Here is a 25,745-nt window from a genome sequence, read left to right on the forward strand (position 1 = left end):
ACGTGATGTCGATGCAACCCGCCGGCCGGTGCCCCGGTCGTCGTCCTCACGGAATCCGAACGACCTCGGAGCGGACCCTCACGCTCCCCTGACGCCGCCGCCGACGCGGGCGTTGCCGTCACGCCACCGTGATGTCACCTCGACGGTGTGTAGATCGCCAGGCGCGTCGCGGAGATCCAGATGCCGTCCCGTTGGGCGGCACGCAGATCGAATGACGTTCGTGTTGCGGCACTTCACGAAGAGCGCGATGTCGGAGTCCTCGCGTAGCGTCCTAGACACCTCGGAGCTTTCGAACCGCTGACCGATCGCTACGCGAAGAACCACGCTGCCGCCTGATGCGGCAGCCGTTTCGCAGATGGCTGATCAGACTCACCTGGTGAAAGGAGCACATGATGTACGTGGTTATGGGTGGGACTGGTCATGTCGGTTCTGCCACAGCTCGAGCCTTGCTTCGTCGAGGCGAGACGGTGACGATCGTCACGCGCAATGCCCACATGGCATCGGAATGGACTGGTGCCGGGGCAGAGATAGCGGTTGCTGATGCCGGCGACGTGACATCGCTGCGCACGGCTCTGCGCCAAGGGCAGCGCGCGCTGCTCTTGTGTCCGCCGGCCGATCCCGCAGGGGACACGGATGTCGAAGAGCATCGCGCGATCGACGTGATCTTGAGTGCCCTCGAGGGTTCTGAGCTGGAGAAGGTTGTCGCAGTGTCGACATACGGCGCGCAACCAGGGAGGCGTATCGGCGATCTCGGGACCCTCTGGCGGCTCGAGCAAGGGTTGGCGCAACAGAGTGTTCCCGCCGCGATAAACCGGGGCGCCTACTACATGACGAACTGGGACGGATACGTGGACGCCGCCCGCGACTCCGGCGTGCTGCCCTCGATGCTCCCCGCTGACCTCGTTCTGCCGATGGTTGCCCCATCGGACCTCGGCGAGGCGGCTGCCGAGCGGTTGCTGTCCTCGACCGACGACGTGGGCGTCCGATTCATCGAGGGACCGCGTCGATACACGGCAGAGGACGTCGCCGACGCTTTCGCAGCCGCGCTGGGCCGATCAGTCACGGTGCAGCAGACACCCGTGGAGCTCTTGGATTCCGCATTCGCCGAGATGGGCTTCTCCCCGGCTGCCGCTGCTTCCTACGCGAATATGACCAGACTCACCATCGCGAATCTCGATCTCCCCGCGGAACCATGGCGAGGCTCGGTCACCTTGCAGAGCCATATTGACGATCGAGTGAGTACCGCTCACGCGCGCCACCCCGACGAGCGCGGTGCTGTCGCCGGACGACCGGCTATGAGATCGCGAGATCCAAGGTGAAAACGACTCGGTCGAGACCGACGCCGTCGTAACCGGGCTGCACCTGGACGCCTCCGATGTCCGCCCCCGGCAAGCTCCTGAAGCCCATCCGAGCGTGGAATGCCTGCGAGGTGAGATTCTCAGGGCTGGTCAGGCAATTGACGTATCGCCGGCTCAGTTGGCGAGCCTGTTCGAAGAATCGGCTGTACAGGGCGGTGGCGATCCCCTGCATCCGGAAAGCGGGATCGACTCCTACGAAGTGGATGTACGCCACCGCTGGGTCGCTTTGCGAGAGGAAGCCGATGAGGAAGGCTGTCAGCTCACCATCCGCGCGCTCGAGCAGATAGCTGGTCGTCGTGAAGTGCTGAAAGTACAGCCGCGGCAGCAGAAGAACACGCTGTTGGGATCCAGCGTCGCCACCCAACCCACCCCACCAACGATCCAGCAACGCATGCACGCGAGGATGGTCGTCTTCCTGCGGGTGACGGAGGGTCATCCCGGCGGGAAACTCGATCGTCACCTTGACGCCCCTTCGGCTGCAAAAGAATCGGAACCCGCTGGAGGAGGGGGACCGGATCAGTCCCGAGCAATCAGTTGACCGCGTGACCCGCCGCCGCGAGGATGCTCCGCGCCCGGTCACTGTCCGAAGCGGGGACCATAAGGACGTCGCCGTCGAACGTCGAAACCACGAACACCGGGCACGCAGCTGCGGCGAGTGGGGCGACCAGTGACGCGACGACGCCTGTGAGGCCGAACGGGATCGGGCCACCCGCATACAGTCCCACCCAAGGTCCATCGAGCTCCGCCCCCGCGGGGGCAAGTTCGACAGGACAGACGATCGAGACTTCCTGAGGAGTACGGGTGAACGATACGAACGCGTCGATGGGATGTGCAGCAAGCAGTTCGCCAGGGACGGGACTGTCCGCGGGAAACCGTGCGATGACGTAGTCGTCGGGAAAGGACCGCAGTTCGACAGTGGGGGTGCGCATGCGTGCATCCTCGTGAGATCGCGCGGAAGGCCTCAGAAGAAGGCCACGGCATCGCGCCGAGCCAGTATGGCACGCCTGCTGAGAGCGAAGTTTGAGTGGTGTCGCGCGCCGCCGCTCGCGGCATTGACGTGACGCCATCTTGATGTCACTCTGACGTCATGCAGATCGCCAGTCATGTGGAGGAGCTCCAGCGGCAGCTCGCAGCGGCCGCGGCGGCCGGCGGGAGCGACACGGCCGAGCTCGCGGCCCGGCTCGCCGCCGCGCTCGAGCCCGCCGCACGGCTGGCGATCCTCGAGGCGCTGTCGGAGGCGGCGGGCGAGATCACGCGCGAGCTCGCGCCCGGCTCCGTCGATGTGCGCCTGCGCGGCCGCGAGGTCGATTTCATCGTGTCGCGCCCGGCCCCGGTCGCCCAGCCCGCCCCGAACCCGAGCGGCCCTGTCGCCGTCGCAGCGCCGCAGGCCGCGGCATCCGTCGACGACGCCGACGACGCGACTGCGCGCACGACCCTGCGCCTGCCGGACTCTCTCAAGGTCCGCGCCGAGGCGGCAGCCGCCTCCGAAGGCGTGTCGCTCAACGCCTGGCTCGTGCGCGCCGTCACGACGTCGCTGGATCCGCCCGCGGGTGCGGCCGCCGCCGGCTCGTCCTACACCGGCTGGGTCCGCTGAGAAGGGTGTGCTGATGACGACCTTCCCGGTGTCGGGTCCGGCCGCCGTGCGGATCGAACTGCAGATGGGGCGCATCGACGTGGTCGCCGAGTCACGCCGCGACCTCGCCGTCGAGATCGGGCCCGCCAACCCGCATCGGGGCGGCGACCGCAGCGCCGCCGACGCCGTGCGGGTGATCCAGTCCGGCTCGGATCTGCGCATCGTCGGCCCTGTGCGCTTCACCCTCTTCGGCTCCGGGGACTCCGTCGACGTCTCGGTACGCGTGCCGACCGGCTCCGATGTCTCCCTCGCGCTCAAGTACGGCTCGATCCGGGTCGCCGGTGCCGTCGGCACGGCGCGCATCGCCCTGGACTACGGCGACGCCACGCTCGAGCGCACCGGCCGCGCCGACCTCGGTCTGGGTCACGGCGAGCTGAGGGTCGAGCACGTGCGGGGCGACGCCGACGTGAGCATCAGCTCGGGGCGTGCGCGCATCGGCATCGTCGACGGCGCACTGCGGCTGAAGGGATCGGATGCCGGCATCGACGTCGGCTCCGTGTCGGGCGTCGCCGACATCGCGACCTCCAGTGGCGTCGTCCACCTCGGCGATCCCGGTCCGGCGCTGACCGTCCGCTCGGCCTACGGGCCGGTGCGCATCGGCGATCTCAACGGCGGTACGGCACGGGTCGAGGCGTCCTATGGTGCTGTGACGCTGGGTATCCGCTCGGGCACCGCCGTGTGGCTCGACGCCGCGAGTCAGCACGCCGCGGTGCGCAACGAGTTGGCCGTCGCCGCCGGCCCGGTCGACGGCGAGGCCTCGCAGGAGCTCTACGCGCGCACCGGTTACGGCGACATCACCGTGCACCGCACGCATCCCGTCGCCGGCTGACGTCCGCGCGCGGTTCGGTGCCTGAGCTTGTCGAAGGCGCTTCGACAAGCTCAGCGACCGACGTGGGGGCTCAGCGACCGACGTGGGGGTGCAGCGACCGACGTGGGGGTGCAGCGACCGACGTGGGGGTGCACCGACCGACGTGGGGGTGCACCGACCGACGTGGGGGCGCACCGACCGACGTGGGGGTGCAGCGACCGGCGTGGGGGTGCAGCGACCGGCGTGGGGGTGCAGCGACCGGCGTGGGCGTCAGGCGCGGGCGGCGGCGTCCTCGAAGGCGACCCACGCGAGCATCGCGCACTTCACGCGGGCGGTGAACTTCGAGACGCCCGACAGCGCGGCGGCGTCGCCGAACACCTCTTCGTCGAGCGGGATCTCGCCGCGCGAGCGCAGCGCCACGCGGAAACCGTCGACGAGAGCGGATGCCTCGGCCCGCGGCATCCGTCCCTCCTCCTCGATCAGTGCGGCCAGCATGGACGCCGACGCCTGCGAGATGGAGCAGCCGGCGCCGTCCCAGGTGACCTCGTCGACCGTGGTGCCGTCGTCGGACAGGCGCACACGGAGCGTGATCTCGTCGCCGCAGATCGGGTTGCGCTGGTACGAGCTCGCGACGCGGCTGCCGTCGGCCTCGTCCGCGGCGGCGGACTCGCCGGCGGCGACCTTGCCGTGCGGGCGCTTGGAGTGATCGAGGATCAGCTCCTGGTAGAGCGACTCCAGGCCGTTCATGAGGCGGCTCCGAAGAACGTGCGCACGCCCGACAGGGCGTCGAGGAACACGTCGACGTCGTCGGCGGTGTTGTAGAGCGCCGTCGAGGCGCGCACCGAGGCGGTGAGGCCGAACCGGCGGTGCAGGGGCTGGGCGCAGTGGTGACCGACGCGCACCGCGACGCCGCGCGCGTCGAGGAACTGCCCGACATCGTGCGCATGCACGCCCTCCACGTCGAATGCCCACAACCCCACGCGCTCCGCCCGTTGCCCGGTCGCTGAGCCGCCCCCGCCGGTCGCTGAGCCAGTCGAAGCGTCGCCGAGAAGGCGGATGCCGGGGATCGACCGCAGTCCCGCGCCCATACGTGCCTCGAGCGCCTTCTCGTGCGCGTGCACGGCATCCATCCCGACACCGTCGAGGTAGCGGACCGCGGCCGCCAGCCCGATCGCCTGCGACACCGGCTGCGTCCCGGCCTCGAACCGCTGCGGCGGCGGGAGGTACGACGCCTCGTCGAGCGTGACGGTGGTGATCATCGAGCCGCCGGTGAGGAACGGCGGCAGCGCCTCGAGCACGTCGGCGCGGCCGTAGAGGCCGCCGATGCCGTACGGGCCGAGCATCTTGTGTCCCGAGAAGACCGCAAGATCGACGCCGAGCGCGGGGAGGTCGAGCGGCAGGTGCGGCGCGGACTGGCACGCGTCGAGCACGGTCACCGCGCCGACGCCGCGGGCGAGGGCCACGAGCTCGTCCACCGGGTTCACGATGCCCAGCACGTTCGAGACGTGCGTGAAGGCGACGACACGGGTGCGCTCCCCGATGACGGCGGCTGCGGCATCCATGTCCAGCGTTCCGTCGTCGTGCACGGGGATGTGGCGCAGCACGGCGCCGGTGCGCGCGGCCAGCTCCTGCCAGGGGATGAGGTTGGCGTGGTGCTCGCTCTCGGTCACCACGATCTCGTCGCCGGCGCGCAGCGCGAACCGGGCGCTCTGCGGGGCGCCGCGGCCCACCGAGGCGTTGCCGATCGCGTACGCGACCAGGTTGAGTCCGGCCGTCGCGCCGCTGGTCCAGACGAGCTGCTCGGCGGGAGCGCCGACGAAGCCTGCAACGGTGGTGCGGGCGTCCTCGAAGAGTTCGGTCGCCTCGGCGGCGAGGGTGTGTGCGCCACGGTGGACGGCCGAGTTCGCTCGTGTGAGGAAGTCGACCTCGGCATCGATGACCGCCTGGGGCTTCTGGCTCGTGGCGCCCGAATCGAGGTAGACCAGACGCTCGCCGTTCACGCGCTCGCCGAGGATGGGGAAGTCCGCGCGCAGGGCTGCGGCGTCCGGGAGCACGGCCGGCGAGGAGGCGGGGGCGGAAAGGGTCACCCTTCCAGGCTACGCGGGATGCCGCGTCCCGGCGCCGGATCGACCGACGGGCCCCGGTTCAGGGCCTCGCGGCGATCCCCGGGCCCAAAGGGGTCAGGGCTTCGCCGCTACCTGCGGTTTGGGGGCATCCGCGCTCTCGGGCGGTCCCGCCGGGCGGATGACCCGCCGGCCCACACGGTGCACATCGGGCGCCGAGAGGTGTCCCGAACGGTCGTCGCCGGGAAGCGCCCGCGAGCGGCGGCCGTAGATCAGCTCGGACGAGTCGAGCAGCCACGGCACCAGCGTGATCGAGACGCCGTGCACGAGCATGAGCTGCTGCGCGATGCGGCGCGCCCGACGGTTGTGCAGCAGCGACTCCCACCAGTGTCCGACGATGTACTGCGGCAGGTACACCGTGACGACCGCCGACCCGTGCTGCGCACGGTACTGCTTCACGAACTCCGCGATGGGGCTGGCGTAGGTGCGGTAGGGCGACTCGATGATCTTCAGCGGGATGGGCATGCGATGCGCGCGCCATTCCTCCTCGAGGGCCGCCGTGTCCTCCTTCGTCACCGAGATGTGCACGGCGAACGTCTTGTCGTGCTTCGCAGCCAGGGCGTAGTCGACGGCCTTCACGACCGGCTTCTGCAGCTTGTTGACCAGGATCAGCGCGACATCGCCGGTGGAGCCGAAGTGCGTCTGGTCGTCCATCGCGATCTCGTGCTCGACGTCGCGGTAGTAGCGGTGCACCCCCACCATGAGGAACGACAGGATCGGGATCGCAAGGAACACCAGCCACGCGCCGTGCGTGAACTTCGTGATGGTGACGATCACGAGCACGGATGCCGTCATGGCGGCGCCGAGCGAGTTGATGAAGAGGCCCTTGCGCAGGCCGAACAGGTCGGTGCGGACCGCCTTGCTGTCGCGCTGATCGGCGGGAAGGAGGCGGATGTCTCGGAGCCCTCGCGTCCAGTGCCGGATCATGCCGATCTGGCCGAGCGTGAACGAGACGAAGACGCCGATGATGTACAGCTGGATCAGGTTCGTGAGGTTCGCCCGGTAGACGATGAGCACGGCGATCGCGACGAGACCCAGGATGATCATGCCGTTGGAGTACACGAGGCGGTCCCCGCGGGTGTTGAGGGCCTTCGGGGCGTACCCGTCGCGGGCGAGCACCGAGCCCAGCAGCGGGAACCCGTTGAACGCGGTGTTCGCGGCGAGCAGGAGTACGAGCGCGGTCGCCGCCTGGATGACGAAGAAGGGGATCGAGTTCATCCCGAACACCGCCGATGACACCTGGGCCATGAGGCTCGGCTGGGGGTTCGAACAGTCGAAGCCGATGAGGTCGCAGGGGTTCTCGGCGTAGTGCACGCCGGCCACGAGCGCGATCGCGGTGAGCCCGGCGAAGAGCACGATCGCGATGCCGCCCATCAGCGCGAGGGTCGTCTGGGCGTTGCGCACCTTGGGTCGGCGGAACGCCTGCACCCCGTTCGACACGGCCTCGACGCCGGTCAGGGCCGAACAGCCGCTCGAGAATGCGCGCAGCACCAGCAGGATGACGGCCGCCTGGGTGAGGTCCTGGGTCTCGACCGAATACTGGGCGCTCGATGCCACCGGCGGATTGCCCATGAGCACTTCGAAGAGCCCGACGACGATCATGACGCCGACCGATCCGATGAAGACATAGGTCGGGATCGCGAACGCGCGTGACGCCTCGCGCACACCCCGCAGGTTCACGACGACGATGAGGATGACGAAGCCGACCGCCAGCTCGACGCGGAACGGGTTGAGGCCGGGCAGCGCCGAGATGATGTTGTCCACGCCCGAGGCGACCGACACCGCGACCGTGAGGGCGTAGTCCACGGCGAGAGCGGAGGCCACGATCACACCGGGGATCTCGCCGAGGTTCTTGCGGGCGACCTCGTAGTCGCCGCCGCCCGAGGGGTAGGCCTTGATCAGCTGCCGGTAGCTGATGACGACGACGATGAGGAGCACGACGACGGCGGCCGCGACCCACGGCGCGAAGGCGAGGAAGGCCAGGCCGCCGGTCAGCAGGATCAGGAGCAGCTCCTGGGGGGCGTATGCGACGGACGAGAGCGCGTCGGAGGCGAAGATCGGCAGCGCCATCTTCTTCGGCAGAAGGTGCTCGTCGGTGTCGGTGGACGCCAGGGGGTCGCCGAGGATGAGGCGTTTGGCCTTCGGCGCCTCGTCTACCGACGGCTCGCGGCTTTCGTTCGTCACGGCGGGCCAGGTTACTCGCGAGGAGTTCGTGAGGACGCATCAGGATCGGCATCCTCACGAAATCCATGCGGACCCCTCTGGTGGGAGACTCGAATCGTGGATGAACAGGTGATTCTGGGGGTGCTCGCGATCGCCGCGGGTCTCGCCGCAGGCGTCTTCCTGTTCGTCCCGTTCGTCGCTCTCAGCTACCGCAGACGCGGCGGCTTCGGGGGTGGCCGGTTCGTCGTGTGGGGCGCCGCCCTGGTGTACCTCATGGCGATCTGGACGTACACGCTGCTGCCGCTGCCCGACCCCGACACGATCCGGTGCGCGGGCGTGAACCTCGACCTCACGGCCTTCGTCGGCGACCTCCGCGGGGCCATCGCGCGCCCGGGACGCACCCTCACCGACCCGGCGGTGCTCCAGGTGCTCCTGAATGTGCTGCTGTTCGTGCCGCTCGGATTCTTCGTCCGAGTGCTCGGCGGCCGCGGCATCCCGACCGCTCTCGTCGTCGGCCTCGGCGTCTCGGCGTTCATAGAGACCACGCAGCTGACCGGCGTGTGGGGCCTCTATCCGTGCGCGTACCGCGTCTTCGACGTGGACGACCTGCTGACCAACACGCTCGGTGCGCTCGTCGGATCGGTGCTCGCCCTCGCCGTGCCGCGGCAGCACTGGGGCACGCCGAAGTTCGCCGACGCCGATGATCCGCGCCCGATCACTCGCCGGCGCCGCTTCCTCGCGATGGTGTGCGATGTGCTGGCCGCCTGGGTGCTGGGCGGGGCGGCCGCCGTCGGGTTCCAGGTGCTGCTGTACGCCCTCGGCGCCGATCGGGCGGTACGCGACGGCACGGCCGCGTCGGTCGTCGCCGGTGCGGTGCCGATCGGGGTGTGGCTCGTCGTCACCCTCGCCACCGGACGCACGATCGGCGACCACGCCGTGCAGCTGCGGTACACCGGCGGGCAGCTTCCGCCCGCACTGTCCCGGCCGCTGCGGTTCCTCGGCGGCATCGGCGGGTACCTGCTGCTGAGCGCCCTGCCCGGAGCCTGGGGCGTCGTGACGGGCGCCTTCGCGCTCACCTCCGCCGTGCTGGTGCTCACCACCGACGACCGCCGCGGCCTCCCCGGCATCGTCTCGGGCCAGAGGCTCGTCGACGCCCGCCAGCGCGTCGACAGCTGATCCGCCGGTTGCATGAGCCGCGCTCGTCGAGCGAGACGGGACGAGCGGGACGGGATGCCGCGGCCGACGGTCGGCCGCGGCCGGCGGCATCCATTCGTCAGGAGTCGGACGATCCCAGGAACTCGCGCGCGGCGACGACGAGTGCGTCCACCCCTCGGCTCAGCGTCGGCTGCAGCACCGGTGCGAAGAACGGCGAGTGGTTCGTGGGGATGTCGTGCTCGACGGTGCCGGCGGCGAGTGCCTCGGCGAACGCTGTCGGGTCGACCCCGCCCCAGAACCAGAACACCAGCGGCACGCCGGCCTCGCGGGCGAACCACGAGACGTCCTCACTGCCGGTGAACATGCCCGGGTCGATCACGGTGCCCTCGCCGAACGCGGCGTCGAACGCGGCGACGAGGCGATCGGTCGCGGCGACGTCGTTGAGGGTCGGGGGGAGCGTGTGGTCGGTGACGATGACCGGGGGCTCCTCGGCGCCGGAGGCCTGTGCCTCGGCGCGCACGATGCGCTCGACCTTTTCGAGCACCCGCGCACGGGCCTCGTCGTCGGGGTAGCGCAGGCTCAGCTCGAGCTTCGCCTCCGCCGGGATGATGTTGTTCTTCAGCCCGGCGTGGATCGATCCGACGGTGACCACCGCGACGTCGCGCGGGTCGACCTCGCGCGAGACGATCGTCTGCAGCCGCATGACGGTGGCCGCCGCCATCACGACGGGGTCGATGGTCGCCTGCGGGCGGGAGCCGTGGCCGCCGCGACCCAGCAGGGTGACGGTGAGCCCGTCCGATGCCGCCATCTGGGTGCCGCTGCGCACACCGATGGTTCCGGCAGGCAGCGGCGTGACGTGCTGGCCGAGCACGATGTCGGGCTTCGGGAACCGGTCCAGCACGCCGTCGGCGATCATCGCCTGCGAGCCGGCGCCATACTCCTCGGCGGGCTGGAACACGGCGACGATCGTGCCCGACCACTCGTCCTTCGTGGCGACGAGTCGCTCGAGCGCGCCGAGCAGGGCGGTGACGTGCATGTCGTGGCCGCACGCGTGCATGACGGGAACGTCGGTGCCCGACGGGTCGGTGCCGCGCGCGGTGCTGGCGTACTCGAGGCCGGTCTGCTCCGGCACGGGCAGGGCGTCCATGTCGGCGCGCAGCCACACGACGGGGCCTTCGCCGTTGCGGATGACGGACGCGACGCCGGTCTTGCCGATGCCCTCCTCGAACTCGACGCCGAGCTCGGTGAGGTGCTGCGTGATGACGCCGGCGGTGCGGGTCTCCTGGAAGGACAGCTCCGGATGCCGGTGCAGATCGATGTAGAGCGCTTCGAGGTCGAGGGTCATGCCGTCGAGCCTATCCGCGGCGCACCGCGCGCCCCACACGGCCTTCGGGGTCGCGACGCGGGCCCGGCGGCGCCAGGGCAGGCGCGCGGGCGTCAGACGGGGAGGCGGGCCGTGGAGCCGCGCACGATGAGGTCGAACGGCAGTTCCCCCGGACGATGCGTCGGGGCCTCTTCATCCGACGACTCGAGGGCCTCGAGCATCGCGTCGGCCGCTCGCTCGCCTTGGCCGAGAGGGAACTGGTCGACCGTCGTGAGACGGAAGAACTCGCCGAGCTCGTGGCCGTCGATGCCGATCACCGAGAGGTCCTCGGGTACCCCGTAGCCGAGCTCGCGGGCGGCCAGGAGTGCGCCGATGGCCATCTCGTCGGAGGCGGCGAAGATCGCGGTCGGGCGACCGCCGGGCCGTCCGAGCAGCTGCTTGGCGGCACGGAAGCCGCCTTCGATCGTGAAGTCCGCCGGCTCGAACAGCGACGGGCGGACGGTGACGCCGGCATCCGCCAGTGCCTGCTCGAAGCCCTGGCGGCGCTGCGTGGGGATGTGGAAGTCGATGTCGAACTCGGGGCTCGCGCCGATGTGCGCGATCTCCCGGTGGCCGAGCGCGAGGAGATGCTCGGTCGCCAGGCGGGCGACCGCGACGTCGTCGACCGTCAGCGTGGTGAGGCGGGGGTTCGGCCCGCCGATCGCGATGACCGGCAGGTCGAGGCCGACGAGGAGCTCCGTCTCCTCCTGGCCGAGCTCGAGCGAGATGGCGATGATGCCGTCCACGCGCTGCCGCCGCAGGAACGTGTCGAAGATGTCGCGGCGTTCCGCGCGGTCCGCGGTGAGGCTGTACAGCGTGATGTCGTAGCCCCGGCGCATCAGTGCCGACGCGATGCCGCTCAGCACGGTCGAGAAGAACCAGCGGTCGAGGAACGGCACGAGCACGCCGATGTTGCGCATGCGGCCGGAGGCGAGGCTCGAAGCCGACGCCGACACCACGTAGCCGAGGCTCTTCGCGGCGGCTTCCACCTTCGCCTTGGCGCCGGCCGAGACGTGGCCCCGCCCGCTCAGCGCGCGGGAGACGGTCGCCGTCGAGACGCCCGCCTGGCGGGCGACCTCGTCGATGCTGACCACGTCGTCACCTCTCTTCGCTCTCGTTGACTTGCCCTATATGTACAACACGCCCCGCGTGTTGCGTGCATATACGGCAAGTCGACGAGGGGGGTTGTGCCCCTGGGTGCGTCACCGCGGGGGTCAGGCGGCTGACAGCCAGACCGTCGTGTCGGCGGGCAGCTTCCCGCCGGTGAGGGGACCGCTCGACGCGATCACGTTACCGTCCGGCAGGGCGATCGGCGTGGAACCTGTGTTCGCGATCACAGTGACATTTCCGTTGCGGAATGCCACGGCATCCGTCCCGTATCCGTCGATCCACTCGAGCGAGCCGGCACCGAGCGACCGGGCGCGGCGCTCGGCGAGCAGCGTGCGGTACAACTCGAGCGTCGATCCCTCGACGCCGGACTGCGCGTCGCGGGCGAGCGTCGCCCACTCGGCTGGCTGAGGCAGCCACGACGCACCGCTGTCGTTGAAGCCGTAGGCCGGGGCATCCGCGTTCCACGGGATCGGCACGCGGCAGCCGTCGCGGCCGTAGCGTTCGCCGTTCGTGCGGAACCAGGTCGGGTCCTGGCGGGCGTCGCCGGGGATGTCGATGACCTCGGGCAGCCCGAGCTCCTCGCCCTGGTAGAGGTATGCCGAGCCGGGCAGCGCCAGCATGAGCGTCGTGGCCGCGCGGGCGCGGGCCAGACCCACCTCGGGGATGGGCTGTCCGGGCGAGTCGGGACCGATGCCGTGCCCCTGCGGGTTCTCGGCGGTGAGCGCGAGCCGCGTGGCGTGGCGCACCACGTCGTGGTTCGAAAGCACCCATGTGCTCGGCGCCCCGACGCCCGGGAACGCCTTCAGCGACACGTCGATGACCTTGCGCAGGTCCGCGGCGTTCCACTCGGTCGACAGATAGGGGAAGTTGAAGGCCTGGTGCATCTCGTCGGAGCGCACCCACTGCGCCGTCCGCTCGGCGGTCGGCAGCCACGCCTCGGCGGCGAGGGCGCGGTCGCCCTGGTACTCCTCGAGGATCTTCCGCCAGTCGCGGTACACCTCGTGCACGGCATCCTGGCCCCAGTAGGGCACGTTCTCCTCTTCGCCGCCCATCGACCCGGCCTCGGGGTCGGGGATGTAGTCGGGAAGCCCCTCGGCCTTGATCAGGCCGTGGGCGACGTCGACGCGGAAGCCGTCCACACCTCGGTCGAGCCAGAAGCGCAGGATGCGGCGGAACTCCTCGCGCACCTCCTCGTTCGACCAGTCGAAGTCGGGCTGCGACGTGTCGAAGAGGTGCAGGTACCACTGGCCCGGCCGGCCGTCGACTTCGACGATGCGTGTCCAGGCGGGACCGCCGAACACCGACTCCCAGTTGTTGGGCGGCAGTTCGCCCTGCGCGCCCAGCCCGTCACGGAACATGTAGCGCGCACGCTCGGCGCTGCCGGGGGCGGCGGCCAGCGCCTGCTGGAACCACTCGTGCTGATCGGACGAGTGGTTCGGCACCAGATCGACGATGACGCGGATGCCGCGGTCATGGGCTCCGGCGAGCATCGTGTCGAAGTCGGCCAGCGTGCCGAACAGCGGGTCGACGTCGCAGTAGTCGCTGACGTCATAGCCGGCGTCCTTCTGCGGCGACCGCTGGAACGGGCTCAGCCAGATCGCGTCGATGCCGAGGTCGGCGAGGTCGTCGAGGTGCGAGGTGACGCCCGGCAGGTCGCCGATGCCGTCACCCGACGCGTCCGCGAAGGAACGGGGGTAGATCTGATAGATGACGGCGGTGCGCCACCACTCGCTGCCGACGGGGGCGAGGAACGCGTCCGTGCGCTCAGCGGTCTCTGCGGAAGTCATGCGGCCAGTGTACTGCAAGCGCTTACAGTGCCTCTGCACAGGGGTTGCGGCATCCGTCTTCCCTGTCCTCGGTTGAGGACGAGAGCAGGGACATGCGGCACCCGGCTCGCGTCCTCGATCGAGGACGAGAGCCGAGATGAGGACCGACTCGCCGTGCCTCGTCCCTCAGTCCCGCCAACATCCTCAGCTGAGGGACCATGCAGGGTCCTCAGTTGAGGAACGGCGCGGGTGCAGGTGGGCGATCTGGCGGGGTTGCGGCGTCCGCTCGCAATCGGCCCGCGCAGTTCCCCGAATTCGGGCGGCGGGGTGTGGCGGGAGGCCGGGCGTAGGGTGGGCGAGTGCTGTCCGAAGCCCTCACGCGCGCCGAATCCTTGATCCGCACGATCCCCGACTATCCGGAGCCGGGGGTGCTGTTCCGCGACATCACGCCCCTGCTGGCGGATGCCCGGGCGCTTCGCACCGTCGTCGACGCGATGATCGCGCCGTTCGAGGGGTCGTTCGACGTCGTCGCCGGCGTCGAGGCGCGCGGATTCCTGCTCGCCGGCGCGGCCGCGATGGAGGCCGGCGCAGGCCTGGTGCCGATCCGCAAGGCCGGCAAGCTGCCGGTGCCCGCGGCATCCGTCACCTACTCGCTCGAATACGGCACGGCGACGATCGAAGCGCACGACGACGTCGCGGGCGGGCGCCGCGTGCTCCTGGTCGACGACGTGCTCGCCACCGGCGGAACCCTGGTCGCCGCGCATCAGCTCGTCGAGGAGCTGGGCGGGGTGGTCGTCGGCACGGCCGTGCTCATGGAGCTCACCGCCCTCGGCGGTCGCGAGGTCGTCGGCGACGTGCACACGGTCTTCACCGCCTGACCTCTTCTCGAGCCGACGTTCTGCTGAGGTGCGGGCGTTTCGTCTCGCTCGTTCCTCGCTCGCTCAACGACCGGAATACAGCCCGCTCGCTGCTTGCTCGCTCAACGACCGGAATACAGCCCGCTCGCTGCTTGCTCGCTCAACGACCGGAATACAGCCCGCTCGTTCCTTGCCCGCTCGACGACCGAAACACAACCCGCTCGTTCCTTGCCCGCTCGACGTCCGGAACACAGCCCGTTCGTCCTTGCCCGCTCGACGACCGCGACACAACCCGGTCGTTGAGCGAGGGAGCGCCAGCGACCGAGACGAAACGCGTCGAGCCGACGAGCACATCCGGGTCAGACGAAGGCCGGCAGGTCGACCCACGCGCCGGGCGCGGCATCCACCCCATCACGCACGACGGTGCCCTCGATGAGGCCGTAGGGACGGTCGGCGGCGTAGAAGACCTCGTTCGGGTTCTCGAGGCCGAACGGCGCCAGGTCGTAGGCGAAGTGGTGCTTGTTCGGCATCGCGAAGCGCACCTCGGCGATCTCGGGGTGGGCCTCGATCGCCGCCTTGCCCATCGCGAACAGGGTCTGCTGCAGCGCGAGCGAGTGCACGGTCGCGAAAGTCGACAGCAGCACACCCACCACCTCGGTGTAGAGGCGGTTGAAGTCGATGCCGGCGTCGACGGCGTCGGGCAGGAACCGCCACCGTCCCGTGACAGAGGTCGCCATGATGCGGTCGGTCGCCTCGGGCAGGGTCGTGTAGCGGTCGCGCGGGAACCCCGAGAACTCCGAGCCTGTCGACTTCAGCACCGTGAGGTCCTTCACGCCACCGGTGACGTGCGTCGCGCCGTCGATCTTCTGCACGGTGGCGAGACGGGTGCCCTGACCCCGCCGCACGAACGAGTGGTCGTGCGGAACTCCGTCGACGAGGATGCGCTCCCACTCGTACTGCTCGGCCTGCCAGAGGCCGCCCTCGATCCAGTCGAACGCCGACACGAAGTGGTCGCCGAGCTTCAGCAGGTACTCCTCCGGAGAGGGGATGCCGTGCTCCTTCGCGAAGGCGAACGCCGTGTTCTTCTGCGTGTCGGTGGCGACGATCATCGCGTTGTCGCCCTCGAGGAACGAGCTCGCGAGCGCGGCTCCTCGCAGCTGCGACGTCACGCTCAGGTCGACGATCTCGTGGCGGGGGGTGTCGCGGTAGATCCGCACGACGCGGTTCTCCGCCTTGCCGTACTTGTTGGCGCCGAGGCTCACCGAGACCATGGCTAGCTCCCTCTGTAGGTCGAGTACGCGAACGGGCTGAGCAGCAGCGGCACGTGGTAGTGCCGGTCGGTGTCTTCGACGGTGAAGGTCACGGTGACGAGCGGATAGAACGACACGATGCCGCGGTCGGCGAACCACGCCCCGGTGCCGAAGGTGAGCGCGTACATGCCGGGGTCGAGGCGCTCGGGACCGAGGGCCGCCCGTCCGTCGGCGTCGGTGAACCCCTGGGCGACGCCGGAGGTGCCGCCGCCGGGGAGGTGGCGCGCGAGGGACACGACGACGTTCTCGGCGGGGGTTCCGCTCGTGGCATCGAGGACATGGGTGGTGAGGTGGCTGCTCATGCGTTCATCCTTGCGTCACGCTGACCCGCAGGCGCAGCAGTGCGATCTCCGCGAGCTGGCCCAGGGCTTCGCGGGCCTCGGTGTCGTCGTCGTTCGCGAGCCGGCGCTCGAGCTCCGCGAGCATCTCCTCCGGGGAACGGCCCGCGGCGCGGATCAGGAACACGCGACCGAACCGCGCCTCGTAGTCGGCGTTGCCCTCGGCGATCCGGGCGGCGACATCGGCGGCGGCATCCGTCATCGAGGCCTGTTCGCGACGCGATGCCGCGGCCTCGGCATCCCCGCCGGTCACGCGCGCGCCGATCCGGGGGTGGTGTGCGATCGCGGCGTCGAGATCCTCGCGCGTCCAGTCCCGTGCGGCGGATGCTGCGGCCTCCGCCAGCTCGTCGACGTCCCGGTACGGCCGTCCGTCGACGACGGCATCCACCCAGGAGGGGATCGCCGCCCACACCCTGACCTCGGCCCGCGCGGCATCCGTCTCGAGTGCGTCGAACTCGTCGATGCTCATCGCCGCCCTCCCGCACGTGACGCGTCGGCCGTGCCGGCGGCCCACTCACACATGATCGGCCACCGCGTGCACGAGGTCCGAGATCTCGCGCTTGTACTCGTTGAAGTCGGGGCTCGTGATGTCGCGCTCCGCGGGCAGGTCGATGGTGACGACGCGGCTGATGTGCCCCGGCACGCCGTGCGAGGCGCCGCCCGTCATCACGACGACGCGGTCGGCGAGGAAGACGGCCTCCTCGATGGAGTGCGTGACGAACACCACGGTGGTCTTCGTCTCGATGTGGATGCGCTTGAGCTCGGTCTGGAGATCCGACCGGGTGAGCGCGTCGAGGGCGCCGAACGGCTCGTCCATCAGCAGCACCGTGGGCTCGTTCGCGAGCACGCGCGCGATGGCGACGCGCTGCTGCATGCCGCCGGAGAGCTGGCCGGGGTACTTGTCGGCGAAGCGGGTGAGCCCGACGGTGCGGATGAACCGCTCGGTCAGCTCTCGCACCCGCGCCCGAGACAGGCGGCGCCGGCGAGGACCGTAGGCCACGTTCTCGTGGACGGTGAGCCAGGGGAAGAGCCCGTAGTCCTGGAACACGACACCCCGTTCGGGGCCTGGCGCGGTGATCGGCGCGCCGCCGACGGTGACCGTGCCACCGGTGGCGGGCTCGAAGCCGGCGAGGATGCGCAGGACGGTGCTCTTTCCGCAGCCCGAGGCGCCGACGATCGCGACGAACTCGCCGGACGCGATGTGCAGGTCGACGTCGGCGACGGCCTGCACCCCCGCACCCTCCGGCCCGTAGCGCTTGGAGAGCCCGCTGATGTCGACCTCGGCGGTGTTGATGGTGGTGTCGCTCATGGCGGCTCCTGTCACTTGATCAGCGGGCGGCCGCGGGTGAACAGCCGGAACGCGCCCATGAGGATGCGGTCGGAGAGGAAGCCGGCGACGCCGACGACCATCATGCCGACGACCACCATGTCGGTGCGCACCACGTCGCGGGCGAGGATGATGTTGGCGCCGAGGCCCACACTCACTCCGACCCCCTCGCCGAGGACGAGCACCACCCAGGCGATCCCCAGACCGACCCGCATGCCGTTGACGACGGCCGGTGCGGAGGCCGGGACGACGACCTGGGCCAGCACCTCCCAGCGCCGGGCTCCCAGCATCCGTCCGGCCTCGATGAGCCGCGGCGGGACCTCCTTGGAGCCGCTGATGGCCCCGAGGACGATCGGGAAGAACGCCGACAGCGCGATCAGGAAGATCGTCGCCTGATCGCCCCAGCCGATCAGGAGGCCGACGAGCGGCACCCAGGCGGTCGCGGGGATGGGGCGGAAGAGGTTGATGAACGGATCGAAGAGCGCGTCCATCGTGTAGTAGCGGCCCATCAGGATGCCGAGGGGCACGGCGATCGCCGACGCGATGGTGAACCCGACGAGCACGCGCAGCGAGGACGTGCCGAGGTTGACCCACAGGTCGCCCGAGAAGGCGTCGTCGTGGACGCCGCCGAACGCGTAGTCCCAGAGGGACGCGACGACCTCGGCGGGAGAGGGCAGGAACCCCATGCGGATGCCGACGACGGGGATCTCCCACGCCTGCTCGCGTCCGACCTGCCAGAGGATGAGGAACAGGACCGGCACGATGCTGCCGAGCAGCACGCGGTTCAGCGCCGAGCCGCGGGACAGGGGTCGGGGCCGACGACGTGGCGGCGCGGGCGAGGGGGTGGGAGCGAGGTCGGTCACGATGGCCTGGGCCACGATGACCTCCTTTCGAGCGGATGCCGGGTCCGGCGGTGATGCGGTGCGATGAGGCGGTGCGTGAAGGAAGGGCGGTGGCGGCGCGTGGGGCCCGCCGCCACCGCCTCACCTCACGGGGCGAACGTCGTGTCGACGATGTCGTCGCCCGTGGGTGCGTCCGTGATGAGGCCGATGTCGGCCATCGCGGAGGCGAGCGCCTCGAGCTGGCCGACGTACTCGTCGGACAGGTCGGAACGCAGCCAGAAGTTCTCGAGCGCGGAGGCGAAGACGTCCTCGTCGCCGCCGAACTCCTCGACCATGCCGGGCAGCCACTCGTCGATGTTGTCGGCCATGTACTCGGGCGTGGCGGCATGGGTGTCGACGACCTTCTGCACGAGCTCGGGGTTCTCCTCGATCAGGGCGCCGGTGGTGATGAGACCGATGTTCACCTTGCCGATGGGGGTCGAGTACGGGTCGACGACCTGGGTGCCGCCGTTCGCCTTCGCGATGGAGACGCCGATCTCGACGCCCATGAACGCCGCGATGTCGCCGGCGGAGAAGGCCGATGCCATCTCGGGCACCGGGATGACGGTGAGCTCGAAGTCCTCGGGGGTGAGACCGGCGTCCTCGATCAGGAGGCGCAGGGCGACCTCCTGCGCCGAACCCTGGACGATGCCGATCTTCTCGCCGACGAGTTCGTCGAGCGACGACTCGCCGTTGCCGATGAAGCCCGAGCCGCCGTCGGCGGCGCTGGCGACGACCTTGAGGTCGCGGTCCTGCGAGATGGAGGCGATCGTCGGCGTGACGCCTGAGATGGCGAAGTCGATCGATCCCGACACGAGGGCGTCCGAGAGCGCCGGTGTCGTGTCGAGCGTGACGACCTCGAACTCGACGCCGTCGACCGCGTGGTCGTTGTAGAGGAACGGCTGGTAGAAGTGCGGCTGGCCGCGCAGCGTGCCGATCTTGACCGTGACGGTCTCCTCGCTCGACGAGCCGTCCGACGATGCGTCTGCGGCGGACGAGGAGCCGCTGCAGCCCGCGAGGGCGAGCACAGCGGCGGTCACGAGCGCGGCCGTGCCGGCGAGACGGTGGGCGATGGTGCGATGGGAGAGGGGGCGCATGGATGACACTCCTGGATCGGGCTCCGGCGACGGAGGGCGGGATGCTGCGTGTGGGGCTGGCCTCATTCAAGAACGCCCGTTCGCGCGGGGCGTGAAGGCTGTGTAACGACTGTGTTAAGTGATCGCTTAACGCTGAGATGGGGCCGAACCGCCGACCGCTCGGCGTCACGGCGAGGCCTGCTGACGTCATACGATGTGGCGCACAGCCCGGCCGGCAGCCGGAGTCAGGAGACGCCGATGGGTGAGGTGCCCACGCAGATAGGACCGCGACTGCGCACGCTCCGGGTCGCCACGGGGCGGTCGCTGTCGTCTGTCGCGCATGAGCTGGGGATCTCATCGAGCGCCCTGTCGCAGATCGAGACGGGGGTCATGCAGCCCTCCGTCAGCCGGCTGATCGAGCTCGTGGGTGTGCTCGGCGTGCCGGTGTCGGCGATCTTCGACGACCCCGGCCCGTTCGCGCCGCGACCGCACGACGATCGCGCCGACGTGACGGAGCAGCTGCCGGGGGTGCTCGTCGCGCATGCCGGCGGGTCGTCGCCCGCGGAACTGGCCGAGGGGGTCACCTACCGTCGGCTCTCGCCGGCGTCGCTGCCGGGAGTGGACTGGTTCGAGTCCACCTATCCGCCCGGTTCGTCGTCGAGTACCGACGGCACGATGCTCGTGCACGCGGGGTACGAGAGCGGATGGGTCGCACGGGGCGAACTGACCTTCGAGTTCGCGGACGGGAAGGTGCGGCTGGGTCCCGGGGCGTCGCTCTCCTTCCCCGCATCCCGGCCGCACCGCGTCGTCAACGACACCGCCGAACCCGCGGTCGCGATCTGGCTCACGCTCACCGGCGCGGGCACCGGTGCACGCGTCGGCGTCACCGGCGACGCCGGCGCCGAGCCGTAGACACGAGGGTGTTACACGGGAGAAACCCGCGCGGCGCTATTAAGCAATAGCTTTACGGATGCCGCACCCCTGCGTCGCGGCATCCGCTCATCGACACCCTCTGGAGATCGCCATGACCTCTCCCGCCAGCGCTCACCGGCCGGGGATCGAGACGCGATGACACGCGGGCGTTCGGTCATCCGCGCCCAGCGCACGTGGCTCGAGGGGTCGTTCCGGCCCGCTGCGGTCATCGTCGAACGGGGTGTCATCGCCGGGATCGTCGATGTGCGGGCGCACGTCGCCGGCGCACGCACCGTGCTCGTGCCCGACGACGCCGTGCTGCTCCCGGGGCTCGTCGACTCGCACGTCCACGTGAACGAACCGGGCCGCACCGAGTGGGAGGGGTTCCGCTCCGCCACTCTCGCGGCCGCTGCGGGCGGCGTCACGACCATCGTCGACATGCCGCTGAACTCGCTGCCGCCGACCACCACGGCGGACGCGCTCGAGGTCAAGCGGGCAGCGGCCGTGCCGTCGGCCTTCATCGACATCGGGTTCTGGGGCGGGGCGGTGCCCGAGAACCTGGGCGCCCTCGCGCCACTGCACGACGCGGGCGTGTTCGGGTTCAAGTGCTTCCTCTCGCCCTCGGGCGTCGATGAGTTCGGCCACCTCGACCGCGCTCAGCTGCTCGCTGCGATGACCGAGATCGCGGCCATGGGCTCGCGGCTGATCGTCCACGCCGAGGACCCGGCGCTCCTGCACGAGCACGGGGCGCTCGGCCGTGAGTACGGCGCGTTCCTGGCGTCGCGGCCCGCCCGGAGCGAGGCATCCGCCATCGACGCCGTGATCGATGCCGCCCGCCGGACCGGAGCCCGCGCCCACATCCTGCATCTGAGCGACGCCCACTCGCTGCCCGCGATCCGAGCGGCCAAGGCCGAGGGGGTCGCGCTCACGGTCGAGACGTGCCCGCACTATCTGACGATCGCCGCGGAGGAGATCCCCGAGGGTGCGAGCGAGTTCAAGTGCTGCCCGCCGATCCGCGAGGCCGCGAACCGCGACCTGCTCTGGGAGGGCGTGGTCGACGGCACGATCGACGCGATCGTGAGCGATCACTCGCCCTCGACCGTCGATCTGAAGCGCTCCGGCGGCGGCGACTTCGGCCTGGCGTGGGGCGGGATCTCCGGACTCCAGGTCGGTCTCGCGGCGGTGTGGACCGAGGCGCGTGGCCGCGGCATCCCGCTGGAGACGATCCTGCCGCTCTACACGACGGGCCCCGCCCGCGTCGCCGGCCTCGACGGCGTCGGGACCATCGAGGTCGGTGCGCCCGCGCACCTGACGGTCTTCGGCGTCGACGACCCCTTCGCGATCGACGCCGCGCGGCTGCTGCACAAGAACCCGATCACCGCGTACGACCGCCGCGTGCTCACCGGCCGCATCCGCCGGACGTGGCTGCACGGCGAATCGGTGTTCGACGTCACGGCGGGCGGCCCCGGCGAGGCGCCGCGGTTCCGGGGTGCGCCGCGCGGCCGGCTGCTGCGGCCGGCGGCCCACGGCAGCGCGGCCGGCCTGCCGCCCGACGCGCCGGGGACGAAAGAGCTGACGCCGACCCCGACGGCGCCGACGGTGCTGCAGCGCGGCGCCGGGCCGATCCCGGGCGATCACTACCTGCCCGCCTCGCCGGACACCGTGATGTGGGGCCGGCTGCCGTGCGAGACGGATGCCGCGGTGCTGACGATCGCGCCGGGTGACACCGTGACGTTCGACACCGTCAGCCACGAAGGCATTCTGGAGGATCAGGGCAAGGATCCGCTGGCGTTCTTCACGGGTCACGGCGTGGCTCCGGCATCCGTCCTCGACGATGCCATCGAGATCGCCGCGACCCTGTCGCGAGACCCCGCCGCCGACGGACCGCACGTCGTCACGGGCCCGGTGTTCGTCGCGGGCGCCCAGCCCGGCGACCTGCTGAAGATCACGGTGGAGCGGCTCGTCCCGCGCGTGCCCTACGGCGTGATCTCGAACCGTCACGGCAAGGGCGCGCTGGTCGGCGAGCTGCCCCGCGGTGCCGCGAACGTGAGCGTGTTCACGCCGGTCGAGGAGCGCGTGTCGGGACCGGTGGGCGTCCTGCCGGTCACCGAGGGCGGCCAGCGCGTCGTCGAGTTCCCGCTCGCGCCGTTCCTCGGCACGATGGGCGTCGCGGTGGCGCGGGCCGAGCGGCCGCACTCGGTTCCTCCGGGCGCGCACGGCGGCAACATCGACATCAACCTGCTCACCGAGGGCGCGGTGCTGTACCTCCCGGTGCAGGTGCCCGGGGCGCTCGCCTATGTCGGCGACCCGCACTTCGCGCAGGGCGACGGCGAGGTGGCGCTCACGGCGCTCGAGGCGTCGCTGCGTGCGACGCTGCGCTTCGAGGTCGTGCCTCGCGCCGCCGCACTGGCCGAGTTCGGCGAGGTGACCGGCCCGTTGGCCCGCGCGGGAGGCTATCTGGTGCCCACGGGTCTGGACCGCGACCTGAACGTCGCGATGCGCAACTGCGTGCGCGCGGCGCTGTCGCTGCTGCAGGCGCGCTACGGCATGGACGAGCACCTCGCCTACGCGTATCTCTCGGCGGCGACGGACTTCGACATCTCGCAGGTCGTCGACATCGTGTGCGGGGTGCACGCGCGCATCCGCGAGGCGGACTTCGCGGGGGTGCATCGTGGCTGAGCCCGTCCCTCCCATCGTCGTCCCCGGTTCCGAGACGGTGCCACCGGACCTGCTCGCAGCGTTCGAGCGGTACGAGGCGGCGATCGTCGCCGACGACGTCGCGGTGCTCGACGAGACGTTCGCGCCCGGCGCCGACACCCTGCGCGGCGACACCGCGGGGCTTCTCGTGGGGCACGACGCGATCTCGGCCTTCCGCGGCACGCGCGGCGGCGTCGCACCGCGGTCGATCGAGCGCATCGAGCACCGGGTGCTGGGGACGGATGCCGCGCTCCTGGTGTCGGTGTCGCGCTACGCCGGCGGCGGCCGGGGCTTGCAGACGCAGGTCTGGCAGCGCATCGACGGCGCATGGCACATCACCGCGGCACACGTCTCCCCGCGCCCCCAGCCGCTGGACCGCACCGTGTGGCGCACGGTCGGCGACCCGCTGTGGCAGGGCGCCTGGGAGGGCGCGCTGGCGGGACTCACGGTGGCGGTGAAGGATCTCTTCGCGATCAAGGGCTACCGCATCGGCGCCGGCAATCCGGCGTACCTCGACTCCGCGCGGCCCGAGACCACCACCGCGCCGGCGGTGAGCGATCTGCTGCGCGCCGGGGCATCCGTGCGCGGCATCGCGCGCACCGACGAGTTCGCGTACTCGATCGCCGGCGACAACGTCCACTACGGCACGCCCCCGAACGGGGCGCTGGCCGGGGCGCTCCCCGGCGGCTCGTCGAGCGGGCCGGCGACCGCCGTGGCCACCGGCCAGGCCGACATCGGGCTGGCGACCGACACCGCGGGGTCGGTGCGGGTGCCGGCCTCGTATCAGGGCCTGTGGGGGCTGCGCACGACGCACGGGCTCGTGCCCCGCCAGGGCCTCCTCCCGCTCGCGCAGTCGTTCGACACGGTCGGGTGGCTCACGCGCGACGGCGACACGCTGCAGCGCGTCGTGGACTGGTGCCTCAGCTACGACGGATCGTCGGCCGCGGGCGAGGACGGGCCTGAGGGAGAGTCGGGCGAGGAATCCGGCCGCGGACGCTGGGGCGAGTCGGGCACCGACCTGCCCTGGCGATTCGTCGTGCTCGACGAGGCTCTCGCCGCGGCCGAGCCGGCCACGCGCGACGCCGTCGAGGCGCTGCTCGCACGGCTCGCCGCCGCACCCGAGGGTCCGGCCGTGTCGCGGGCGTCGATCGGCGACCTCGACGCCTACCTCGTGCCGTTCCGCACGGTGCAGGCCGCCGAGGCCTGGCGCAACAACGGCCGGTGGGTGCGCGAGCACCCGGGCGCCGTCGGACCCGCCGTGGCCGAGCGCCTCGCCGCGGCTGCCGCCGTCACCGCCGAGGACGAGGCATCCGCTCGCGCCCTTCTCGCGCCCCTGCGCGAACGCGTGCGCGATCTGGTGCAGTCGTCGGTGCTGCTGCTGCCCACCGTGCCCGGCCCGGCCCCGGCACGCGGCCGGAGCGGTGCGGACATCGACGCGGTGCGTCTGGCGACCCTCCGCCTGACGACGCCGGCGGCCGTCGCGGGACTGCCCGCCCTGTCGGTGCCGCTCCTCACGGTGGCCTCCGTTCTCGGCCTCGCGCCGGTCGGGCTCTGCCTGGTCTCGCGGGAGGGCACCGACATCGCCCTCGTGCGCCTCGCGCGGCGCCTCGCCGCGACCGTCTCAGCTCCTGGAGTCACCCCATGACCGCGTTTCCCGGCCCCATCGACCCGCCCACGCGCCTGCTGATGGGCCCCGGCCCGATCTCGGCGTATCCGAGCGTGCTGCGTGCGATGTCGGCGCCCCTGGTCGGGCAGTACGACCCGTTCATGACCGCGGCGATGACCGAGACGCAGGAGCTCTACCGCGGCGTATGGGCGACGGGCAACGAGGCGACCCTGCTCATCGACGGCACCTCGCGCGCCGGCATCGAAGCGGCGATCGTGTCGCTGGTGCGCCCGGGCGACCGCGTGCTGGTGCCGGTGTTCGGCCGCTTCGGCCATCTGCTGGCCGAGATCGCCGAGCGTGCCATGGCCGAGGTGCACACGATCGAGACGGCGTGGGGGCAGGTGTTCCCGGTGTCGGTCATCGAAGAGGCGATCGTCCGGGTGAAGCCCACGCTGCTGGCGCTCGTGCAGGGCGACACGTCGACGACGATGAACCAGCCGCTCGACGAGGTCGGCGCCATCTGCGCGCGCCACGGCGTGCTGTTCTACACGGATGCGACGGCATCCCTCGGCGGCAACCCGTTCGAGGCGGACGCCTGGGGGCTGGATGCCGCGACCGCCGGCCTGCAGAAGTGCCTCGGCGGGCCGTCGGGGTCGTCGCCCCTCACCCTGTCGGACCGCGCCGTCGAGGTGGTCCGGTCCCGTACCCGGGTCGAGGCGGGCATCCGCGAGGCCGATGACGTGTCGGCGACCGACTTCGTGCGCTCGAACTACTTCGATCTCGGCATGATCCTCGACTACTGGGGTCCGCGGCGCCTCAACCACCACACCGAGGCGACGTCGATGCTGTACGCCGCGCGCGAGTGCGCGCGCGTGCTGCTGATCGAGGGCCGGGATGCCGTCATCGAACGTCACCGCGTGGCCGGCGCGGCGATGCTGGCCGGCGTCCAGGCCCTGGGCCTGGAGGTGTTCGGCGACCTCGCCCACAAGATGAACAACGTGGTCGCGGTCGAGATCCCGGCCGGAGTCCCGGGCGACGAGGCTCGCAGGGCGATGCTCGAGGACTTCGGCATCGAGATCGGCACCTCGTTCGGGCCTCTGCACGGCCGCGTCTGGCGCATCGGCACGATGGGCTACAACGCCCGGGAGGACGCCGTGCTGACGACGCTCGCCGCCCTCGAGGCGGTGCTGCGGCGGTTCGGCGCGTCGGTGCCGACCGGTGGCGGGACGGATGCCGCGGCCGACGTCTTCCGGAGCTCGTGA

The 25,745-nt window shown here is 70.8% G+C and carries 23 protein-coding genes and 1 pseudogene; 10 read left to right on the forward strand and 14 right to left on the reverse strand.

Annotation, left to right across the window (positions count from 1 at the left end; all coding sequences use genetic code 11):
• Positions 1 to 404: 404 nt before the first annotated feature.
• Positions 405 to 1,319 (forward strand): NmrA family NAD(P)-binding protein, encoded by a 915-nt coding sequence (locus NCG93_RS13710; RefSeq protein WP_241741633.1) that lies wholly within the window; start codon positions 405 to 407, stop codon positions 1,317 to 1,319.
• Here the strand turns inward: NCG93_RS13710 and NCG93_RS13715 are convergent.
• The gene (locus NCG93_RS13715; protein ID WP_252787554.1) at positions 1,294 to 1,818 is read right to left on the reverse strand and encodes a GNAT family N-acetyltransferase; all 525 of its coding nucleotides are present in this window, start codon (positions 1,816 to 1,818) and stop codon (positions 1,294 to 1,296) included. The genes NCG93_RS13710 and NCG93_RS13715 overlap by 26 nt on opposite strands.
• A gap of 70 nt (positions 1,819 to 1,888) precedes the next feature.
• On the reverse strand, positions 1,889 to 2,287 hold the full coding sequence (locus NCG93_RS13720; protein ID WP_194412104.1) for an ACT domain-containing protein: 399 nt from the start codon (positions 2,285 to 2,287) through the stop codon (positions 1,889 to 1,891).
• Positions 2,288 to 2,445: 158 nt separating this feature from the next.
• Between NCG93_RS13720 and NCG93_RS13725 the strand changes: the two genes are divergently transcribed.
• Entirely contained in the window at positions 2,446 to 2,952 is a 507-nt protein-coding gene (locus NCG93_RS13725) for a toxin-antitoxin system HicB family antitoxin (protein WP_194412103.1), read from the forward strand.
• Positions 2,953 to 2,965: 13 nt separating this feature from the next.
• Positions 2,966 to 3,820, forward strand: a complete 855-nt coding sequence (locus NCG93_RS13730) for a DUF4097 family beta strand repeat-containing protein (protein WP_194412102.1) — start codon at positions 2,966 to 2,968, stop codon at positions 3,818 to 3,820.
• Between the two features lie 249 nt (positions 3,821 to 4,069).
• Here the strand turns inward: NCG93_RS13730 and sufU are convergent, their stop codons facing one another.
• The 3 genes from sufU to NCG93_RS13745 form a co-directional block, all read right to left on the reverse strand.
• A complete protein-coding gene (sufU, locus tag NCG93_RS13735) occupies positions 4,070 to 4,546 on the reverse strand; it encodes a Fe-S cluster assembly sulfur transfer protein SufU (RefSeq protein ID WP_194412101.1) in 477 nt (158 codons plus the stop codon).
• Positions 4,543 to 5,886 (reverse strand): SufS family cysteine desulfurase, encoded by a 1,344-nt coding sequence (locus tag NCG93_RS13740; RefSeq protein ID WP_194412100.1) that lies wholly within the window; start codon positions 5,884 to 5,886, stop codon positions 4,543 to 4,545. The genes sufU and NCG93_RS13740 overlap by 4 nt, the downstream gene beginning before the upstream one ends.
• Before the next feature lie 93 nt (positions 5,887 to 5,979).
• Positions 5,980 to 7,992, reverse strand: coding sequence for an APC family permease (locus NCG93_RS13745; protein WP_241741632.1), 2,013 nt, complete (start codon positions 7,990 to 7,992; stop codon positions 5,980 to 5,982).
• A 210-nt stretch (positions 7,993 to 8,202) separates the two neighbouring features.
• Between NCG93_RS13745 and NCG93_RS13750 the strand changes: the two genes are divergently transcribed.
• On the forward strand, positions 8,203 to 9,261 hold the full coding sequence (locus NCG93_RS13750; protein ID WP_194412098.1) for a VanZ family protein: 1,059 nt from the start codon (positions 8,203 to 8,205) through the stop codon (positions 9,259 to 9,261).
• A gap of 97 nt (positions 9,262 to 9,358) precedes the next feature.
• Here the strand turns inward: NCG93_RS13750 and NCG93_RS13755 are convergent, their stop codons facing one another.
• The 3 genes from NCG93_RS13755 to NCG93_RS13765 form a co-directional block, all read right to left on the reverse strand.
• The gene (locus tag NCG93_RS13755) at positions 9,359 to 10,585 is read right to left on the reverse strand and encodes an amidohydrolase (RefSeq protein ID WP_194412097.1); all 1,227 of its coding nucleotides are present in this window, start codon (positions 10,583 to 10,585) and stop codon (positions 9,359 to 9,361) included.
• Positions 10,586 to 10,677: 92 nt separating this feature from the next.
• Positions 10,678 to 11,697 (reverse strand): LacI family DNA-binding transcriptional regulator, encoded by a 1,020-nt coding sequence (locus NCG93_RS13760; protein ID WP_194412096.1) that lies wholly within the window; start codon positions 11,695 to 11,697, stop codon positions 10,678 to 10,680.
• Positions 11,698 to 11,817: 120 nt separating this feature from the next.
• A complete protein-coding gene (locus NCG93_RS13765; RefSeq protein WP_194412095.1) occupies positions 11,818 to 13,500 on the reverse strand; it encodes a glycoside hydrolase family 13 protein in 1,683 nt (560 codons plus the stop codon).
• 338 nt (positions 13,501 to 13,838) lie between these two features.
• Here NCG93_RS13765 and NCG93_RS13770 point away from each other — a divergent pair, with 338 nt between their 5' ends.
• The gene (locus NCG93_RS13770; protein ID WP_194412094.1) at positions 13,839 to 14,357 is read left to right on the forward strand and encodes an adenine phosphoribosyltransferase; all 519 of its coding nucleotides are present in this window, start codon (positions 13,839 to 13,841) and stop codon (positions 14,355 to 14,357) included.
• A 338-nt stretch (positions 14,358 to 14,695) separates the two neighbouring features.
• Here the strand turns inward: NCG93_RS13770 and pucL are convergent, their stop codons facing one another.
• From pucL to NCG93_RS13800, 6 genes are all read right to left on the reverse strand, one after another.
• Positions 14,696 to 15,607 (reverse strand): factor-independent urate hydroxylase, encoded by a 912-nt coding sequence (gene pucL, locus NCG93_RS13775; protein WP_194412093.1) that lies wholly within the window; start codon positions 15,605 to 15,607, stop codon positions 14,696 to 14,698.
• A gap of 2 nt (positions 15,608 to 15,609) precedes the next feature.
• Positions 15,610 to 15,948, reverse strand: a complete 339-nt coding sequence (uraH, locus tag NCG93_RS13780) for a hydroxyisourate hydrolase (protein ID WP_194412092.1) — start codon at positions 15,946 to 15,948, stop codon at positions 15,610 to 15,612.
• A gap of 4 nt (positions 15,949 to 15,952) precedes the next feature.
• Entirely contained in the window at positions 15,953 to 16,453 is a 501-nt protein-coding gene (gene uraD, locus NCG93_RS13785; protein ID WP_194412091.1) for a 2-oxo-4-hydroxy-4-carboxy-5-ureidoimidazoline decarboxylase, read from the reverse strand.
• 45 nt (positions 16,454 to 16,498) lie between these two features.
• Positions 16,499 to 17,293 (reverse strand): ABC transporter ATP-binding protein, encoded by a 795-nt coding sequence (locus NCG93_RS13790; RefSeq protein ID WP_194412090.1) that lies wholly within the window; start codon positions 17,291 to 17,293, stop codon positions 16,499 to 16,501.
• Between the two features lie 11 nt (positions 17,294 to 17,304).
• Entirely contained in the window at positions 17,305 to 18,189 is an 885-nt protein-coding gene (locus NCG93_RS13795) for an ABC transporter permease (RefSeq protein WP_206687272.1), read from the reverse strand.
• 110 nt (positions 18,190 to 18,299) lie between these two features.
• A complete protein-coding gene (locus NCG93_RS13800; protein ID WP_194412089.1) occupies positions 18,300 to 19,289 on the reverse strand; it encodes an ABC transporter substrate-binding protein in 990 nt (329 codons plus the stop codon).
• Between the two features lie 237 nt (positions 19,290 to 19,526).
• Between NCG93_RS13800 and NCG93_RS13805 the strand changes: the two genes are divergently transcribed.
• The 5 genes and pseudogenes from NCG93_RS13805 to NCG93_RS13825 all read left to right on the forward strand — a co-directional run bounded on the left by NCG93_RS13805 (position 19,527) and on the right by NCG93_RS13825 (position 25,745).
• Positions 19,527 to 20,180 carry a helix-turn-helix domain-containing protein gene (locus NCG93_RS13805; protein WP_194412088.1) on the forward strand — a complete coding sequence of 218 codons (654 nt, stop codon included), beginning with the start codon at positions 19,527 to 19,529 and terminating at the stop codon, positions 20,178 to 20,180.
• Between the two features lie 156 nt (positions 20,181 to 20,336).
• Positions 20,337 to 21,644 (forward strand): annotated as a pseudogene (gene allB, locus NCG93_RS13810) (allantoinase AllB); the annotation flags it as partial.
• 108 nt (positions 21,645 to 21,752) lie between these two features.
• Positions 21,753 to 22,859, forward strand: a complete 1,107-nt coding sequence (locus NCG93_RS13815; RefSeq protein ID WP_194413683.1) for an acetamidase/formamidase family protein — start codon at positions 21,753 to 21,755, stop codon at positions 22,857 to 22,859.
• Complete coding sequence (locus tag NCG93_RS13820) at positions 22,852 to 24,522, forward strand: AtzH-like domain-containing protein (RefSeq protein ID WP_252787555.1); 1,671 nt, start codon at positions 22,852 to 22,854, stop codon at positions 24,520 to 24,522. Before NCG93_RS13815 ends, NCG93_RS13820 begins: the two co-directional genes overlap by 8 nt.
• Complete coding sequence (locus NCG93_RS13825) at positions 24,519 to 25,745, forward strand: pyridoxal-phosphate-dependent aminotransferase family protein (RefSeq protein ID WP_194412087.1); 1,227 nt, start codon at positions 24,519 to 24,521, stop codon at positions 25,743 to 25,745. Before NCG93_RS13820 ends, NCG93_RS13825 begins: the two co-directional genes overlap by 4 nt.

Origin of the sequence: Microbacterium yannicii, from assembly GCF_024055635.1 — a bacterium.
Classification (GTDB): Bacteria; Actinomycetota; Actinomycetes; order Actinomycetales; family Microbacteriaceae; genus Microbacterium; species Microbacterium yannicii.

Coding starts and splice junctions, on each gene's coding strand:
- NCG93_RS13730 (WP_194412102.1), top strand. CDS start 2,966: ATGACGACCTTCCCGGTGTCGGGTCCGGCCGCCGTGCGGATCGAACTG.
- NCG93_RS13725 (WP_194412103.1), top strand. CDS start 2,446: ATGCAGATCGCCAGTCATGTGGAGGAGCTCCAGCGGCAGCTCGCAGCG.
- pucL (WP_194412093.1), bottom strand. CDS start 15,607: ATGGTCTCGGTGAGCCTCGGCGCCAACAAGTACGGCAAGGCGGAGAAC.
- NCG93_RS13720 (WP_194412104.1), bottom strand. CDS start 2,287: ATGCGCACCCCCACTGTCGAACTGCGGTCCTTTCCCGACGACTACGTC.
- uraH (WP_194412092.1), bottom strand. CDS start 15,948: ATGAGCAGCCACCTCACCACCCATGTCCTCGATGCCACGAGCGGAACC.
- NCG93_RS13710 (WP_241741633.1), top strand. CDS start 405: ATGGGTGGGACTGGTCATGTCGGTTCTGCCACAGCTCGAGCCTTGCTT.
- sufU (WP_194412101.1), bottom strand. CDS start 4,546: ATGAACGGCCTGGAGTCGCTCTACCAGGAGCTGATCCTCGATCACTCC.
- NCG93_RS13800 (WP_194412089.1), bottom strand. CDS start 19,289: ATGCGCCCCCTCTCCCATCGCACCATCGCCCACCGTCTCGCCGGCACG.
- NCG93_RS13790 (WP_194412090.1), bottom strand. CDS start 17,293: ATGAGCGACACCACCATCAACACCGCCGAGGTCGACATCAGCGGGCTC.
- NCG93_RS13805 (WP_194412088.1), top strand. CDS start 19,527: ATGGGTGAGGTGCCCACGCAGATAGGACCGCGACTGCGCACGCTCCGG.
- NCG93_RS13765 (WP_194412095.1), bottom strand. CDS start 13,500: ATGACTTCCGCAGAGACCGCTGAGCGCACGGACGCGTTCCTCGCCCCC.
- NCG93_RS13755 (WP_194412097.1), bottom strand. CDS start 10,585: ATGACCCTCGACCTCGAAGCGCTCTACATCGATCTGCACCGGCATCCG.
- uraD (WP_194412091.1), bottom strand. CDS start 16,453: ATGAGCATCGACGAGTTCGACGCACTCGAGACGGATGCCGCGCGGGCC.
- NCG93_RS13745 (WP_241741632.1), bottom strand. CDS start 7,992: ATGGCGCTGCCGATCTTCGCCTCCGACGCGCTCTCGTCCGTCGCATAC.
- NCG93_RS13825 (WP_194412087.1), top strand. CDS start 24,519: ATGACCGCGTTTCCCGGCCCCATCGACCCGCCCACGCGCCTGCTGATG.